Origin of the sequence: Embleya sp. NPDC008237, from assembly GCF_042956465.1 — a bacterium.
GTDB lineage: Bacteria > Actinomycetota > Actinomycetes > Streptomycetales > Streptomycetaceae > Embleya.
In genome coordinates this window covers 1-17,115 of sequence record NZ_JBIBGL010000043.1, presented here as the reverse complement: position 1 = coordinate 17,115, position 17,115 = coordinate 1, and the positions used below count along the sequence as shown (strand labels likewise).

Sequence of the window (17,115 nt, the reverse complement as noted above, 5' to 3'; positions counted from 1 at the left end):
CGGTCCCGCCGGGACCGGGTTCGGCACGTGTCCCGGTATCGGAGCCAAAGACGTTGACCGTGATCGTCGACCGTCACGACGATCCCGTGTACACGGCGACCGCGCTCGGCGCGCACGACGGGGCGGCGGGTCGGATCACCGTGCACCCGACACCGGCGGCCGGCGGTGTGGCCGCACTGGCACAGGACGTGTTGTGCGCGCTCGGCAAGACCCTTCCACCGTCCGGACAGGGTCGCGGGGCGTGGGCCGACGCCCTGAGGCCGGCGTGGAACGCCGCCTGTGCATGGGTGATCGCGTCGGGCGTGCGGCATGTGATCGTGCTGCGCGGTCACCACCTCACCCCGGCGCGCCTGCGGCAACTCCTCGACCTACGGGTCCGGACCGGAGTGCGAGTCACGGTGGTGTGGCACGCCCCACCCGGACCCGCGATGGGCGCCTTCGTCCGCGGGGTCGAACACCGGATCGTCGAGGACCTCGACCAGGCCCGCACGGCCCTGGCATGGCCTGCGAAGAACAACGGGGCATCAGGGCCGGGGTGGTTCGCAGGCGGCCGTAGTGGTCCCGATCGCAACGGGGACGAGGAACGGGCGTGGATCACCCCGGCGCGGCCCGCCCCGGGGGTCGTGGTCCCGCGAGCGGCGCGCACGGCCTGCACAGGGGCCGGTGGCACCGTGTCCGCGCCCGGCGCCGGGCGCGACGGGACGGGCGAGAGGAACGCCGAGAACAGGCAGACGGGTTGGGATCCCTCCATCGGGCAGCTTGCCGGCCGGCTCCACACGCGTCTCGCGCACCCGACACACGCGGCGGCGCTCGCCGCCGCGGTCGTCACCGGCGCGGACGTTCAACGACTCGCGCTGATCAGAGGGATCGACATCACACCCGACGCGTCCACGGTCAAGACACACGACAGCCGCGCCCACCGCACGTGCCGGGTACATGCCGTGCCGCGATGGGCGCGGATCCTGCTCCACGCCGCCGTGGCCCACCAGACGCTCGAGGGCAACGACCCCGGCCGCTCCCTGTTCCCCCTGATCGGCGTCCGCGACGGGGCCGACCTGCGGGCATACGCACACGAGATCCACCTCCACCTCACCCCACACCAGAGAAAAGGAACCGCGGAGCGGAGCGACAACGCCGGGAAGCCGTACCGACGAACGGGACACCCGTAATACCGATCTGTACGAAACCGACCCGCTCATCCATCAAAAACGTCAGCACCGATTCGGCATCCGATGACAGCGGCCAATGTTCGGATGAAGTCACCCCACCAGCCCCGGAAACCCCCACACCCGACTGACACAACCATGCCGCAAACCCACCGACACACCCCCACCGATCATCAGTCCGGGGTCGGCCGCAGCGAGTTGTCGAGGTCGCGTTGGGCCAGGAACCGGATACCTTCCCGCGGGTCGAGGTCCGGAGCGTGGGTGAACGGCCGGGACACGCTGAGCCGGGTGGCGTTGGCCTTGAAGAACTCCCGCGGTGGCGCGACCAAGTGCATGCGCAGGTTGTCCCACACGAGCACGATGAGGCCGCCGAGCCGTGTACAGGCGCCGATGCCCGCGTCACGGTAGCCCTTCCGACCGAAGCCCTTCGGCTCGTCCTTACGGCCCCGGTACTCGCGGATCGCGTGGATCGGACGAGACCGCTCGCCGGGCCGGTGGCAGACCACAGCGGTTGCGATTTCACAGTGGGGGTTGCGGCCGCGGCGTCGTTCTTCGCGCGGGAGGGCCATCTTGAGGTCCCGCGCGGGCATGCGGCCGCGGCGTCGTTCTTCGCGCGGGAGGGCCATCTTGAGGTCCCGCGCGGGCATGTGGAGTCGATCGGGTGGGACGGCGGCGTCGAGGAGGTGAAGTTGGGGGTGTGGGTCACCAACACCCGGGTGCGGTGCGCGAAGTTGTCCGTCGAGCGGGTCACAGGGCTCGACGCGGTCGGCATGCGGTGGACGTGACGTCGGGTGTGAGATCCGGCGTGAGGTTGTCCGGTGACGACTGGGTCGGCCCGAGCCGATTCGGTGGTTCGGTGTGGCGTTCGGGGTGGAGTCGGTGTGATCCCACCTCGTGATCGTCAGCGTTTGACGCGGCCGCGGATCGCGAGGATCGCGAGCGCGAGGAGGACGGGTTCCAAAAGGCGTGACGTCATCTCGATGTAGGCGCCGCGTTTGGTGAGGTTCTGGCCGCTGGAGCGGAAGACGACGGAGTTGACGACGACACGGGTGGCCTTCTCCGCGCGTTTGGCCGTGAGCCGGTCGTGGACGGGTCCGGTCAGGGTCGGGTCGGGGTTGTCGGTGACGAACTCGGCGCGTTGTCCGGTGGCGACCTGGACCCCGGTGGTGCGGGGTTTGGGGTCGCTGGTGGGCAGTCCCCAGAGCATCATCGCGAGGATGGTGATGGTCATGGCGAGCAAGAGCCAACCGAGGGCGCGGGTGGCGCGCAGGCCGTATCCGGACAGGAGCCAATAGGCGGTGATCAGGGCGCGTTCGCCGGTGGGGCGTTTGTGGTCGTGGCGGCGCATCTCCATCTCGCCGTAGTAGAAGTCGGCGGCGTCGGGTTCGTTCTTGGCGTCCTCGGACGCTTTGCGCAGGGCGCGGTAGACCGGGCCGACGTCCTCGGGGTCGGGAGTGAGCGCGGTGTTCGGGTGGTGGGGGCCGGGGGTCCAGCCGTGTGGGGGCGGTGGGTTTCCCGATGTGAGGGCGCGCCAGTGGTGTTCCTCGGCGATCGTGCGGCGGCGCGCGAGTCGGGCGGGGATGCCGTTGCGCAGGCGCCAGCCGGTGGGGGGCGCGGCGAAGTGGGTGTCGCCGGCCAGGCTGAGCTGGTCGAGGTGGAACGCGCCGGTGAACACACAGGTGGTGAGATCGGTGTCGGTCAGGACCAGGTGCGCGGCGTCGACCCCGCGCAGCGACGTCACGCGTACGCCGGGGTCGGCCCCGGCCAGCGGGGCTTCGGGTGCGGCGGCTCCCGATGGGGTGAGAAAGGTACTCGGGTGGGCTGTGACAGCGATCGGTTGCGTGATCACGGCGCCGGACAGATTGATGCTCGCGTATCGCAGGTGCAGGGTGGCTCTCGACTCCCACTGAGTGTGCCCGCACTGGACGGACGCTGCGGCGGCCTCGATGGTCACCGGCGCCGAGAACACCGCGCCCGTGAGGTCCAGGCGCCCCTGGCACACCAACGGCCCGATCCGGGTGGCGCTGGTGAACGCCGCGCCGCGCAACCAGGCATTGGCGAAGAACGTGGCGCCCCAGAGCCAGGTTTCGGCGGAGAACGTCGCCCCCCTGAAATTGGCGTCGGCGGCGAAGGTCGCTCGGCGGAAAGCGGCGATGCCCGAGAACATCGCCTCGTCGAACACGGCTTCGTCGGAGAACTGCACGTCGTCGAACTCGGCGTCGCCCGAGAATGTGACGTCCTCGAAGCGGGCTATGGCAGAGAACACCGCCTGGTCGAATACGGCGTCCCCGGAGAACGTCACACCTTCGAACCGGGCTTCGGCAGAGAACACTGCTGCGTCGAACCGAGCACTGCCAAGGCGGGGACGGGTGGTGGTCGGATCACGCAGGGCGTCGAAGAGTTCGTCGAGCAGGGGGAGGGCGAACGTGGTGGCGCGGTAGTCGACGTCATCGCCCGGGGACAGGGTTGCCAGGTACGCGGCCCGATCGGAGGTGGCGAGGTGGGCCAGGCAGCATGTGTGTCCGGGGACATGGATCCCGTGGCAGCCGACCGGGTCGAGGACGGGATCGGCGCCCTCGCCGCAGTGGGGCCACGAAGGGGGCGTAGGCGGGGGTGGCGTCATGCCGGTGGGGACGAAACAGCCCGAAGGGCGGTTGCGGGACCGGGTTTCTCGTCGTCGTGCACTGCGCCTGTTGGACGGATCCGGCGCAGCAAAGACGACCCCGCACTCCGGCGAGCAACGAGACGACAAAGACAAAGGAGACACGGCGAAGGTGACACCGACCAATACGACTTCATGTCACCGCGACATCCGGAGAACCGTCACCATGATCAACCCGACGAACAAGCTTTGACCCGCAAAGACACAACCACACATCAGTGACACACGAAACCGAACATCCCCATGACACCAAGACCGAACCTCACACTAGATGTCCTCTCTCCGGGCGCGCTGAAGCTGCGTGTGCCGGGACAGGCAGAGTACGGCGAGGACGAGGAACACGCCTCCGCCGAGCAGGTAACCGAGATTGCCCCCAAAACCCATCGCGAGCAGAGGGAACGCGATCCACGCCAGGATGACCCCGATGCACCCGGCACCCGTGAACTTCTCCTGCTCGTCTCGCATGCGCACACCTTAGGGGCTGGGGAAGTCCGTTGGAACGGGGGCGCGTTCGGATCTTCGCAACGCTCACGTCGCGGCGGAGGTCGCCGAGGGACGGTGGGTCGTGGCTGGCTCGGACGACGACGGGGTTCCCCGGCCGGCCATGCGGGACGAGCTGGTGCGCGCGATGCGCGCCGCACGCGGGGACGACCCGGACCACTGGTGGCGAGTTCCGCTTTGCATGGGTAAGTAGTGGTCAAACGGTGCTGTTTCGGCTGCTCGCGGGCGAGTGTGATGCCGAAGTATCTGATGGCTCGTGACGCTGTCGATGGGACAACCAACATGCTTCGGCACACCGACGCACGCCGACGAACCCGGACCCTCGCACCGAATGTCGTAAGGAAAACCACACAGAAACCCCACCCACCGAAACCAGACAACAAACCACCACATCACACACCCGAACACGACCCGAACCGACACAGACCAGGACGGCGGTCATGTCCCCTCCTCCACCGCCCGGTCAACCCACGGCCGGCGGCAGTCCTCGTGGCGCCGCACGGGCGCGGTCCCACGTCCGTGCGGGTCGCCGGTTACCGCCGCCATGCCCCGCTCGCAACCCGCCCGACGGGCCGCGTCCAGCCTGTCCAGCTCCCGCTCGGCCTGCGGGGCGCCGCGCACCGGGAAGCTCATGCCGTCGGAGTCGACCAGGCCTGAGAAGTCACCGGAGCGCAGTTGCTCGAACCGGGCGCGCCCTTCGGCGCGTTCCTCCGGCGTCAGGGCCCACTCCAGCGATCTTCGCGTGCAACCGGTCGAAGGGCAGGTTCGCGAGCTGCTCCTCGAACTCCACCAACTAGCATCTCCCGGGTCTCGGTGATCGTCGTCGGCCTACCGCCCTCCGTCACGAGACTTCCTCGGCCGCCGCTTGTCCCCCAGTCTGGCCGGCTCGCGTTCCCCTGTATGCTCCCCGTCTCGTTGGGCTGGGCGGTCCGGCACTTGAACACGTGAGGTCATCACGTTTCGGCTTGTTGGTCCTGCCCATGGAACTCGTTGCGCCTGGCAAGCACTTCCCGAGTGAGCGGATGGAGATCCCCCAAGGTACGTCGGCAGTCCGTCAGTAGTGCCTCAAGGGTTCCGGTGGCCTGTTTGGGAGCACCGGTAGCCTGGTAGGCAACGGCCAGGTTGTAGCGCGATATCAGCGTGTCCACGTGATCCTTTCCCAGTTCGCGTTCGGTCGCGCACAAGACGGCTTGGTACTCGTGGATCGCCTGGGCCGACTCCTGTGCGTCCCGGAGGGCGTCGGCCAGGATCGTCCGAAGATTCAACGTATGGTCGGCGCGGGGCCCGTGCCGTCGGATGGCGCCATCCACCGCTTCCCTCAGCTTGGGGATCGCCTTCTCGGGGTCGTTCCCACGGTGGTAGGCAACGCCGAGTCGACCGGCGATCAACGCGCGCAGTGGGTGATCGTTTGCAAGGCTCTCGGTGGCATCCTGGTATGCCGTCTCCCACACAAGAATCGCCTTCGTCGGCGTCGCCGTGTACCCGTACGCGCAGCCGAGGTTGTGGCGGTACCGGATGGTGGCGGGGTGTTTCGGGCCGTATGCCTCGATCGCCGCGGCGAGGTTCTCTTCGTGCAGGGCGACGGCGCGGTCGGCGTCGGTGCCCAGGAGGCAGGCGGCCAGGTTGTCGCGTGCGTCCAGAGTGTTTGGATGCTGCTTGCTCAGGAGGGTCACGAACGCGGGGAGACACGCCTCGAGCATGGGTACTGCTCGTGCCCGGTCGCCAGCATCACGGTAGGCGCAGGCAAGGTTATGTTGCGATGCCCAGGTGTCGCGGTGGCTGGGTCCCAAGGTGCGGGCCCGGGTGGCCAGGCTCTCCGTCAAGAGGACAATCGCCTCGTCGTGTCTTCCCAGCTCGCTGTAGACCGTCGCGAGGTTGTTGAGAGTGTTCAGCGTGTAGGGGTCGTCCGGAGGCAGGATGCGGGCTCGGTCGGCCAGCGTGCGCTCGAACATCTCGGCGGCTTCTCGCAGACGGCCTGCGCTTTGGAGGGCGGACGCGAGGTTGTTGCGCGAGTTCGATGTCTCCGGGTCGTCTTCACCGCGTCGTCGGGCGCGAACGGCCAGGATGTGAGTGTGCAGTTCGACGGCTTTGTCGGGGTCCCCTGCCGTGACGTGGGCGGCGGCCAAGTCGCTGAACAATCTGAGTGTGGGGACGCCTTCCTCGCCCCGGTCTCGCATGACGTCGAGGGCACGTTCGAGTCGGTCCACGGCCGTGCGCGCCGCTCCTTGATCGTGCAGATGGTTGCCCGCCCTGGACAGGAGTCCGGCCGTGTAATCGGTGTCGGTCTCGGGAGCGGCGTTGTTCACGAGGGCGTCGACGTGCGGCAGGAGTTCACGCCACACGGGCCACAGTGCCGGGTCGCGCCAGTCACTCGGGAGCGCGCGTTCGAGGTGGACCGTGGCCACGACGCGGGCGGCGTCGATATCGACATCGCGGCGGTGTGGGTCCTCGTCGTCGGGGGTGCGCGCGACGGCCTGGACCAAGCGGTGCACCGACAGGCGGTCGGCGTTCCGGTTGATCATGCTGTAGGCGATCAGCCGTCCGATCGCCGTATTCACCTGGGGTGGGGTGGCGCCGGCGAAGTCGTCGAGGAGGCGGCGGGGGATGTCGTCGGGTGCCCACCACGCCAATGAGCGCAGTACGTCCCCGGCGAGGGGTGTTCGGGTCAGGCGGTCCAGGGTGATGCGCCAGACGCGGGCGATGGTGCGCGAGGGGTCGCCCTGCTCGGGGGATGCCGCGAACATCTCGGCCGGCCACGCCCGCAGCAGGTCCAGGTACTCGCGTGCGGTCGTTCCCGTCTCGGCGCAGTAGGCGGCGGCTTGTTCGAGGGCCAGGGGCAGGTCGCCCAGTTCGGCGCACACGGCGGCGGTGTCGTCGTCGGGTCCGCGGTCGTGGCGCGGGAGGATCCGGTGGAACAGTTCGACGGTCTCCTCGCGTGTGGGGGGTGTGAGCGTGAGGGTGGTGGCGAGGTGGTGCCAGCCGGTGGAGCGGCGGCTGGTAATGAGGATGCGTCCGGTGGTGGTGCCGATGTGGGCGAGGAGGGGGCGGATGTGGTCGGGGTCCTCGACGTTGTCGAGGACGAGGAGCCAGTCGTGGTGGCAGGCCAGCCATCGCACGGCGCGGTCGCGCAGGAAGTCGGTGTCGGCGCCGGCGAGGGTCGGTTGCAGAGCGAGGGCGAACGCGGCCAGGCCCGCGTCGATCGCGGCCGGGGTGTCGGCGTTGATCCATCGTTTCGGCGCGTGGGTGGAGCGGGTTCGGGCCCAGTGGGCGGCCAGGGCCGACTTCCCGATGCCGCCCAGACCGTGGACGACGTGCACGACCACTTCGCCGGGCGGGGCGAGGAGCCGGTCGAGGTCGTCCAGGACTGTCTCGCGGCCGACGAACAGGCCCGGGTCGCGGATGTTGTCCAGCCCCGGTCCTGCTTCGACCCGGTCGATCGGCACGCGACTCTCGGGCGAGAGCAGGTGGATGCGTTCCGCCCGGGTGAGTCCGAGGTCGGCGTTGATGTTCCCGCCCGCGGCCATCGAGCCGTTGTCCGCGGTAACCACGATCGGGCGCCGTTCGTCGCCCCGAGCGGAGCCGCTTCCACGTTTCCACCAAGCCATCGCGCCTCCGCCTCGATTCGATCGCTTCGGTGCCCGCGCCGACACGACGGGCCCGGCCCGCCTGCCGGGGCGCAGCGGGCGATCGTGACCCCATCATCCGTCGTGCGCGGGCATCGGGGCGGGCGGATCGCGGCGGACGACGAACTCGGCCTTCGTTTCCGAGCCTTGACGATCATCGGTCACTGGTGTTCGGATGTCGATCGCCGCAACACCTGTCCGTCCGAGGGGTGATGATGGTCGCATGACGGGATGGAAGAAGGCGTGCCGCCTGGCGCTGATGGGCGTGTGCGGGACGGTCGCGATCGGTCTGGTCGCAGTGGCCGCGGCAGGGGATCTGGACACGGCCGATCGGATCGCGAGCGTGGTGGGGGCGGTCGTGGCTCTGCTCGGGCTCGCCTGGACGGTGTACGTGTGGCGCCCCCCGGCCGGTCCGCCCGCACCGGCGGTGACGGCGGACGGCGGATCCATCGCGGCCGGCGGAAACGTACGACGCTCCACGAGCCGCTCCGCCCAGCCGCCCGCAGCCCCACCTGCAGCACCGCCCGGCACTGGCGGGATCACTGCGACGAACGGCTCCATCGCCGCAGGCGGCGACATCGAGGACTCCACCACCCACGTGGGCCCGTGAAACGCCCCGGCCGCACTCCCGAGGGCGTCGGGCCGACCGTCTCCGCGGCAAACGGAGGAATCGCCGCAGGCGGGGACATCGCGAACGCGTCCACGTTCACCCAGATCATCAACAACGAGAACGCGATCGTCTTGCCGCCGGAGGCGTTCACTCCGATCACCGATGTGCACGTGCTCCCGGACACGACCAACGTGCCACGGCCGGGCTCGTTCGTCGGCCGGGTGCGCACGCTGGAAACCCTGGACACGACCTTCGCCCGAGCAGGCGGGCTCACCGTCCAGGTTCTGCACGGACTGGGCGGAGTCGGCAAGTCCACCCTGGCCGCGCACTGGGCCCGCACCCGCTGCGCCGGCAATCCCCGCTGGTGGATCACCGCCGACAGCGAGACCGCCGTGACCACCGGCCTGGCCGACCTCGCCCACGCCCTGCAACCCGCCCTCACCGCACTGCCCACCGAGGTCCTTCGGGAACGGGCCGTGCAATGGCTCACCGGCCACGACGACTGGCTCATCGTCCTCGACAACGTCGACCGGATCGACCACATCCGCCCCCTGCTCGACCGCTTCACCACCGGCCGATTCCTCATCACCACCCGCCGCGCCACCGGATGGCACACCACCGACACCCTGCGCCTGGACGTCCCCGACGAGAACGAGGCCTTCGACCTGTTCACGCGCGTCCTCCGGCGCCAACGCCCCCGCGACATCGACGGCATCGCCGAGGTGTGCGCCGAACTCGGCCACCTACCCCTCGCGTTGGAGCAGGCCGCCGCCTACTGCGCCGAGACCAGAACCCCGCCGCGTTCCTACCTGGACATGCTCGCTAAGTGGCCGGCCGCAATGTACGGCGAGACCGCCGAGGATCACGATCCCTCACACACCATCGCGCGAGTCTGGCGCATCACCCTGGACCGGCTCGACGACACACCCCTGGCGGGTGTCGTTCTGCGGATACTCGCCTGGTACGCCCCCACGGATATCCCCCGAAACCTCCTCGACGACCTCGCCGCACCGCCCGCCCTCGCGAAGGCCCTGGGACGCCTCAACGCACACAGCATGATCACCGAACACGACGGCCTGATCACCGTGCATCGACTCGTGCAGGCCTTCGCCCGCACCCCCGACCCGAACGACCCCCACCGCCACGCCGAGGACGTCACCCTGGCCCGCGACAAGGCCAGCGAACGCTTGGCCCAGGCGTTGCCCACCAACCCACGAGATCCGAGCGCGTGGCCGACCTGGCGCAGACTGCTGCCCCACGTCACCGACCACACCGGCCACATCCCCGATGGCGCGGAGACGGCCATGACCGCCCGCCTGCTCCACGAGACAGCCGTCTTCCTGAACGACCAGGGCGACACCGCACGAGCCATCGCCAACAACGCCCGCGCTCTGGGCATCCGCACGCGAGTTCTCGGCGAGGACGATCCCGACACCCTCGCCTCCCGCAACAACCTCGCCCAGATCCACGCGCAGGCCGGTAACCCCCGCCTCGCGGTCGTGCTGCACGAACGCACCCTCGCCGACCGCAGGCGCGTCCTGGGCGAAGACCACCCCGACACCATCACCTCCCGCAACAACCTCGCAGGCGCATACCAGACGAACGGGGAAGTGAGGCGCGCAGCCGAGTTGTTCGAACGGATCGTGGTCGACTCCCGGCAAATCCTGGGCGAGCACCACCCCGACACACTCAGGGCACGCAACAACCTCGCCGGGGCATACCAAGCAATCGGAAACATCACACGGGCGGTCGGCCTCTACAAGAGCACGCTCAGCGATCGTCGGCACGTTCTCGGCGAGCGCCACCCCGACACTCTCGCCTCCCGTAGCAACCTCGCGAGTGCATATCTGGCGGCCGGAAACACAATTCGCGCGATCAGACTCTTCGACGAGATCGCCACAGACTGCACAAGCCTCTTCGGCGAGAAGCATCCGATGGCCCTCACCGCACGCGTCAACCTTGCCGCCGCGCACTTGCAAGCGGGGAACGCCACCCAGGCAGTGGCACTCTTCGAGCACATCCTGACCGATCTGGAGACGGTGCTCGTCAAGAACCACCCCAACGTTCTCACCGCACGAAACAACCTCGCCGCCGCATACCGGGCGGCCAACAATCCAGGCCGTGCGATCCCTCTCCTACGAGACGTCCACGTCCGCCTCGAAAGCACCCTGGGCGTCGACAATCCTCAAACGCTCACAGCACGAAACAACCTCGGCTGTGCCCACCAACAGGCCGGCAACACCACCGAGGCGATCCTCCTCTTCGAGACCACCCTGGACGGCCGCGCGCGCGTACTGGGACTTGAGCACATACAGACGCTCACCACGCGCAACAACCTCGCAACCGCCTACTTCGCCACCGGTCAACGCAGGCGGGCCATTCCCCATCTCGAAGAAGTCCTTACCGGCTTCGAACGCGCGCTGGGCTCCGACCACCCGTCCACCGTCCAGGTTCGACGCAACCTGGAACGAGCCCGCGGAGTCAGGTAGCCGGATTTCACTATCGGGGGGCGGGATCGCGACGGGCGGTGGGCCGCTGGCTCGGGTCAGGCGTGTTCGAGGCGCCGGCGCACGGCGTCGGGGTCATCACGGGGTGCGAGGTCTCGCCCCGACCGCGAAGGGGCTCCGTCGCCGAGCTCGACGTCCGTGCCTTGGCGCGGGAAAGGACCCGGCCGCAATCTCGGGGGGCTCGGTACCACTCGGGGGACGTCGCCCCCTTCCGGACCGTGATGGCGGCATCGTGAATGAATTCCACTTGGTGGCCAGGTCAGCGCCCCACGTGACAACGCTCGAAATGTACGTCCGTGGACGATCGGGGATCCGCGGGTGGCGTCGCCCGTGGTGGCGCTGGCAACATCGGTCCACCAGCGCAGACCGGGCCCCATGATCCCGGGAACGTTTCCGGGCGCGGTGTCTCGCGCCACGACACTTCGGGCGCACACGCCCTCACCACGGGAGTTCCCTATGCCTTGGCACAGCCCCACCCCGACGGCCTGTTCTTCCGCCCCCCGGTCCCACTGGAGGCTGTCGTTCCCGGACGCCCTGGTCGTCGTTGTCGTCATCGTCGTGGCCGCTGCCCTCACCGTCTCGGGCCTGCCTCCGGAGACCGTGCTCGGCATCGTCGGCGGCGCCGCCCTCATCGGGATCGCGGCAGTGTCCCCGCGGCCCGTGCTCGTCCGCCTTCCGATCCCGGTGCGGGGGTGACAACCGTGGGACGCCCCCGGAAGGAAATCCCCGAAGAAGCGGGTCCGGCGCTGAAAGCGTTGGCGGAGTGGCTGCGCGGGCAACTGACAGCCTCCAAGATGACTTTCAAGGACTTGGTCGCGAAGTCACAGGCGTGTGGCCGTCCCTACGGCGAGTCCACCTTCCTGCGTGCCGCCTCAGGAGTGCGGGTCCCCGGCCGAGAAGTCGTCGAAGCCTTTGCGCAGGCTTGTGGTCTCGCCGATCCGAACGACGGCGCGCGCCTGTGGGAGGCCGCCGACCGGGAGCGCACCCCGAAGGTCTCGGTGCAAACGCTGTCCGCCGAGCTGTCCAAAATCCACAAGGCCCGCGGACACACCCTGCGAACCCTGGAGAACCGGCCCGGCGGGGGACTTCCCCGCAACACCCTGCGGCTCATCCTCGACGGGACCCGCGCGCCCAGCGCACGGCACCTGGACATCTTTCTCGCCGGTTGCAAGGTCCCGGGACCCACACGGTCCCGACTGCGGGCCATGCACGAGGAGTTGGTGGCCGGCGACCCCAAACTCGCCGCCCGCGAGGAATCCCGGCGAACACCCCCACCGACCTACATCTGCGGATTCGCGGAAAGGGCTCACGAAACAAGCGAGACGGCACGCGAGATCAAGGCAAGGACCGGGACCCGCGACGACTTCGACGAGGAGGAACGAGCGATCCGATACGCAAACCACAAGGCCGCCCGCTGGTAGATCGACTCTGCGACCACTCGTCCGACACCGCGCCACGACGTCAGGGCGGGCCCGGGCGGCTTCGGACCCCGGTGGTATCCACGCCCCGGGAGGCACCGCTGTCGCTCGACCCGGACCTCGCCCTGCTCGCCGTCGTCTGCTGGAATTCAGGAGCGGGCGTTCGCCGCTTCGAGAAGGTCGACGGGTGTGAGTCCGGTGTCTCCTCCGACCAGTTGCAGCGCGACTTCGGCGCGGGCCGCCAGGTCGAGGGGGTCGAGTTGTTCGACGAGTGCCGCGTGGACCATGCGGTCGAGTCCAGCACCCAGGATGGGGGCGGCGGTGCGCAGTGCCGCGTCCAGGGCCACGCCCTGGGTGGATCCGCCATGCAGGACGATGTTGCGGGCCCGGTACAGGCGGCGCATCGTCAGCTTCAGGGTGTCGGCGACGTCGCGCAGAACGACGCCGGGATTGGCCAGCATGTTCGTCATGCGCAGGGCCGCCGCGGGATCGCCCTGGGGAATGCGGCTCTTCCCCAGGGCGAGGGCCTGGGGGCCCGACACGGCGAGGGCCTCGGCCACGACGCGGGATCGGGCCGCGTTGGAGGTGCAGGTCTCCAGGACCTCGGCGAGCGCGTCCGGGGTGGTGGGGCTGTGGCGGTAGGCGAGGGCGGTCAGTTCGGCGCGGGGCCACGAGCAGGCGACGATCATCGCGAACCGGTCGGCGGCTATGGCCTTACCGGAGCGTTCGTTCTCGTTCTGGGGGTCGTCGGGGTGGCACAGCAGTGACTCGACGGCGGCCCAGGCGCCCGCGACGGCGGGCCCGAGTGCGCCGAGGTTGATGGGGGCGGCGAGTTCGAGGGCGTCGTCGAGCCTGCTGGGTGGTCCGTCGACGCGGTAGAGGTGGTTCTCCGTGGTCAGCGAGGTCAGGTTCGCGCCGCGGGCGGGCGGGGCCCACGTGATGGGGTCGGGGTGGTCCTGGACCCAGACCTGGTCGTGGGGGACGACGCCGTCGCGGTGTTTGCGCAGGAACGCGGCGCGGGCAATGAGGCGCTCCACGATGCGGCGGGCCTGGTCGGCCGCGCCGTGGGGATCGCGGGCGCGGCAGGCGTAGACGAAGCCGCCGCCGCTGCGGAGTCCCTTGTGGCCGTTGCTCTTGAGCCAGGCCGAGACCTGGCCCTTGTCGCGCCAGGTGTCCAGCGTCGCGGCGATGTCCCGGTGGGGCACCTTGTCGAGAGTGACGAGCACCTCGAAGGTGCGCTCGGGCCGGGCGGCGATCTCTGCGCACGCCTGGGCGATGCCGGCCAGGTCCAGGCGGCGGTTGTACAGGCCGAACGCCTCCTGCTGGAGATAGGCGGAGCTGAATCCGAGGTCGAGCAGGTGGGAGGCGAGCGCGCGGGCGAAACGCTCGGGTTTGATGGTCGCGGGGGCGTCGGCGGCGGCCTGGGCCCACCGTGTGAGGTAGTCGGGGCGGGCGTGGTCGATCAGCTGTCGGAGTGTGCGTCGCCCGGGGCTGGGGTCGGGCAGGGGAGCCTTGAGGACGTCCGTGATCTGGCGGCGCAGTTGTTTGTCGCCCAGGCCGCGGTCGGGACCGATCCGGGCGGACAGCTGATTGCGCTGCCAGTCGCAGGCGGAGCCGCTCAGGACGCCGGCAGCCTGCCAGGATCCGGCCTCCCACAGTTCTTCCAGGGCCAGCACGGAACCGATGTCCCAGAGCCTGCGTGCCCAGGGTGTGGTGCTGTCGCTGAAGAACTCGATGAGCCGGCCGGAGGCGTGACGGGCGGCGTCCTGAGGGCCCGGGGCGCCGCCGGAGGCGGGGACCGTCGAAGCGGTGGTGGTCGACACCCGCACGACGCTATCTCGACGGCCCGACGGAATGCGGTATATACTTCCACCAGACTCAAAGGGGCACTCGCCGTTCTACGGCCACTGCCCCTTTTTTCTTGCCCGTTTCGAGGATCCTGGTCACCACGAGGGAAGCGCGCCGAGCACCCCTGACGTGCGCGTGGCGGCCCTCGGAACGGTGCGGGCTCGACCCACCGCCGTACCCACGCGTACGGTCGGGAAGCGCGTCGGCGCACGGTCGCCACGCGATGCGTGGGGAAGGAAACGTCCCCACGCGTGGAGCAGGCCCTGCGCGACGCCGGGACGTACGTGCGTGCCGGGCGCCTGGTCCGCGTCGTCGAACAACTGCCGCGCCTGCTCGCACTCGTCGACGACGGCGACCGTGCCCTGCGCTCGCCGCGCCGGCTCCTGGACCTGCTCGCGCAGGCGCCGGCGTAGCCGGACGAGGCCCGGGTCAGGAGCGGTGTCGGATGCGGTCGAGATCCGCGTCGAGGATAGCGAGGTCGGGGTGTTCCCGCAGTTGCTGTTCGCGTGCCCAGTCCTCGGAGGTCGGCCTTGTGCGCGGCCCGCACCATGTCGCCGGTGGTGTCGGTGACGATCGCGAGGAGCTCCACGTCGGTGTGGCGCAGGCCGTGGTAGCGGTTGGTGGGGGCGTAGCAGGAGACGGCCGCGGCGGGGAGGCCGGAGCCGGCCGCGGCGAGCCTGTCGATCAGCCATCGCCGGAAGGGTGTGTCCCGGGCGCTCCGGGCCGGATCGTAATCGTCGTATTCGGGTTCGGGATCGTCGAAACCGGGGCCGATGCCAGCCATGGCCGAATCCTCTCCACGGCCGCGGCGGCGTACGTGAGACCCACTCGAACGAGTGACACCAAGCGTCCGGCGCGGTGTACCGCGAGAGAGGGATTCGCCGGCGTGGCGTGAGCCGCCGCTTCCTCCCGGCCGTGACGACACCACCCGGGCTCTGCCGACAGCCCCCCGAACACACCGCTCGCCAAAGGGAACTCTCAACGGCGTTGCCCGACCCTCTCAAACCGTGCGGCACTCCAGGTCAACCAACCTCTCGGCCAGAGGCACGCCCGGCACCACACACCAAAACCCCGGGTCACAAGCGACATGCTCAATCGGTGCTGCGTCCCGGGTCGGAACACCGCGCCCCTGACCCGCCGTTGAGACAACGCACTGCCCGGCCTTGCGATGGCCGTCCGAGCGCTCGCCAGGCCATGCCCGACGTCAATCGGGCAGTGCCCCGACAGCGTTGTATTCCCACGCGTTCCTTCGCGTGTCCATCGCCTTCGTGGCCTCGTTGTCAGGTCGCTTTGAGGACTTTCGCCTGGTCGACCCATCGGGCCAATCGGCTGAAGACGGCAAGCTGTTCGAGCGCTTCGTCTTCGGACGGTTCCGGACCGGTCACATGGCTGAGCGGGTTGCGGATGGCGCGGTAGCAGCCCTCGGCGAACGCCCTGGCGCCCTCCTGGATGCTTCTGAACGTCGGACTGCCGTCGTTGGGAACGATGAGAAGGCGTGACTTGCCCGGGAGTGGGTCCTTGACGACGAAACACTCGTTGAACAGATCCTTCTCGGACACGTCGTTGCGGCCGACCTTCTTCTGCGTCTCGTCGTTCACGCTCACGGCCGCGGTGAGCACCGCGCTGCGGTAGTGCCCGTTCCGCCACAGCGGCCTCGCCGGCTCCCAGACCCACGGATGCAGACGCGAGGCACTCAACCGCGGGGCGGTGTCCCCGAGCTTCGCACGGACCTCGGTGTCGCGCCGCAGGGCGATCCGGGCACGCAGAGCCGCCTCGTAGTGCTGGCACCAACGGTTGACCACGTCGTTGTCGTCGTCGGGAACCTCGCTGCGCCAACGGGGCAGCACCACGTCGAGGATCTGCTCGACGACATGCGCCGACTCGACCAGGTGCTCCTCCGGCGGCCGGAACGCGTCGTCGGGCTCCTGGGTGGACGTCCAGGCATGGACCCGAGTGGTCGGGGTGACCCTGCTCATGGCGAGCCCGACAAATCTTTCCAGTTCGCCGTCGGCCCACGTTGTGTCGATCCCTGTCACGTCCACGATCATGCACTGTGCGGAGTCGTCCCGCCGGACCTTTCCCGGTGCCGGGAGCAATTGTTCGGGCACCGAGCCGAAGGCGCGTCGTGCATGGTCCGCGCGGGCCTGGACAAGGGAGACGCCGGGCGAGAGACCGTCCAGGACACGGTCCCACCGGACTCCCGGTCGGGAACCGAACACCCGGCGCGCGAGCACCTCGTGCCGCGACGATGCGAAGCCGCCGTCCGAGGTGCTGGTGTAGACGTGGTTGTCCCGGCCGCGGACGACACGCCGCAGGAGGCCGTCGTGCTCTGCCATGGTGACGCCGTCGTCCACCTCCCAGCCGAGGCTGTCGGATTGGGGAAAGCTCCAATCGGAGCCGTTGTGGATGTGGAGAAGGAGCTTGCCCTCGGGGGAGACCAGGGTCAGCCACACGCGGTCCCGGTAGGCGGCCAGGGCGGGGGCGCGCACAGATTCCGAGAGCCGCGAGGCGCCGCTCCACCACGTGGCCTTGGTGAAGGTGCGTACGTACGTCCTGTTGTCCCGGCCGGTGACGGCGTAGTACAGCTTGCCGTGACAGGCGTGACCACGGCCGGGGCGTGGACGCTGGCGTCGGTGACCACCCGCTGGGGGGTCCGACTCGGCGCGTGGATCAGACCAACGCGCGTGACGAAGCTCGCTGTTCGTCGAACGGGAGCAGCCGACGACGAATCTCGGTGTACGAGCCGGCCATGACGCGGAGCAATTCGTGGGCGACCCGTG

At 69.3% G+C, this 17,115-nt stretch carries 11 protein-coding genes; 6 read left to right on the top strand and 5 right to left on the bottom strand.

The genetic code is table 11. From position 1 onward, the window contains the following. Positions 1 to 59: 59 nt before the first annotated feature. Together ACFZBU_RS47780 and ACFZBU_RS47775 are read left to right on the top strand one after the other, a co-directional pair. The gene (locus tag ACFZBU_RS47780) at positions 60 to 1,169 is read left to right on the top strand and encodes a hypothetical protein (RefSeq protein WP_391590123.1); all 1,110 of its coding nucleotides are present in this window, start codon (positions 60 to 62) and stop codon (positions 1,167 to 1,169) included. Positions 1,170 to 1,423: 254 nt separating this feature from the next. Further along, the gene (locus tag ACFZBU_RS47775) at positions 1,424 to 1,951 is read left to right on the top strand and encodes a helicase associated domain-containing protein (protein WP_391590122.1); all 528 of its coding nucleotides are present in this window, start codon (positions 1,424 to 1,426) and stop codon (positions 1,949 to 1,951) included. 116 nt (positions 1,952 to 2,067) lie between these two features. Here ACFZBU_RS47775 and ACFZBU_RS47770 read toward each other — a convergent pair whose 3' ends face one another. The 3 genes from ACFZBU_RS47770 to fxsT all read right to left on the bottom strand — a co-directional run bounded on the left by ACFZBU_RS47770 (position 2,068) and on the right by fxsT (position 7,877). Further along, positions 2,068 to 3,789, bottom strand: a complete 1,722-nt coding sequence (locus ACFZBU_RS47770) for a pentapeptide repeat-containing protein (RefSeq protein WP_391590121.1) — start codon at positions 3,787 to 3,789, stop codon at positions 2,068 to 2,070. A gap of 306 nt (positions 3,790 to 4,095) precedes the next feature. Continuing rightward, positions 4,096 to 4,293 (bottom strand): hypothetical protein, encoded by a 198-nt coding sequence (locus tag ACFZBU_RS47765; protein ID WP_391590120.1) that lies wholly within the window; start codon positions 4,291 to 4,293, stop codon positions 4,096 to 4,098. Between the two features lie 989 nt (positions 4,294 to 5,282). Then, positions 5,283 to 7,877 carry an FxSxx-COOH system tetratricopeptide repeat protein gene (fxsT, locus tag ACFZBU_RS47760; protein ID WP_391590119.1) on the bottom strand — a complete coding sequence of 865 codons (2,595 nt, stop codon included), beginning with the start codon at positions 7,875 to 7,877 and terminating at the stop codon, positions 5,283 to 5,285. Positions 7,878 to 8,175: 298 nt separating this feature from the next. Here fxsT and ACFZBU_RS47755 point away from each other — a divergent pair, with 298 nt between their 5' ends. From ACFZBU_RS47755 to ACFZBU_RS47745, 3 genes are all read left to right on the top strand, one after another. Further along, entirely contained in the window at positions 8,176 to 8,562 is a 387-nt protein-coding gene (locus ACFZBU_RS47755) for a hypothetical protein (protein WP_391590118.1), read from the top strand. Beyond that, the gene (locus ACFZBU_RS47750) at positions 8,559 to 11,051 is read left to right on the top strand and encodes a tetratricopeptide repeat protein (protein WP_391590117.1); all 2,493 of its coding nucleotides are present in this window, start codon (positions 8,559 to 8,561) and stop codon (positions 11,049 to 11,051) included. The genes ACFZBU_RS47755 and ACFZBU_RS47750 overlap by 4 nt, the downstream gene beginning before the upstream one ends. Positions 11,052 to 11,863: 812 nt before the next feature. Then, the gene (locus ACFZBU_RS47745; RefSeq protein WP_391590116.1) at positions 11,864 to 12,490 is read left to right on the top strand and encodes a hypothetical protein; all 627 of its coding nucleotides are present in this window, start codon (positions 11,864 to 11,866) and stop codon (positions 12,488 to 12,490) included. A gap of 146 nt (positions 12,491 to 12,636) precedes the next feature. On the opposite strand, the gene ACFZBU_RS47740 is transcribed toward ACFZBU_RS47745, so the two are convergent. After that, positions 12,637 to 14,310 (bottom strand): integrase, encoded by a 1,674-nt coding sequence (locus tag ACFZBU_RS47740; protein ID WP_391590115.1) that lies wholly within the window; start codon positions 14,308 to 14,310, stop codon positions 12,637 to 12,639. Positions 14,311 to 14,586: 276 nt separating this feature from the next. Between ACFZBU_RS47740 and ACFZBU_RS47735 the strand changes: the two genes are divergently transcribed. Beyond that, positions 14,587 to 14,748, top strand: coding sequence for a hypothetical protein (locus ACFZBU_RS47735; RefSeq protein WP_391590114.1), 162 nt, complete (start codon positions 14,587 to 14,589; stop codon positions 14,746 to 14,748). A gap of 867 nt (positions 14,749 to 15,615) precedes the next feature. Here the strand turns inward: ACFZBU_RS47735 and ACFZBU_RS47730 are convergent. Then, positions 15,616 to 16,824, bottom strand: a complete 1,209-nt coding sequence (locus ACFZBU_RS47730) for a TIGR02391 family protein (RefSeq protein WP_391590113.1) — start codon at positions 16,822 to 16,824, stop codon at positions 15,616 to 15,618. Positions 16,825 to 17,115 lie beyond the last annotated feature (291 nt).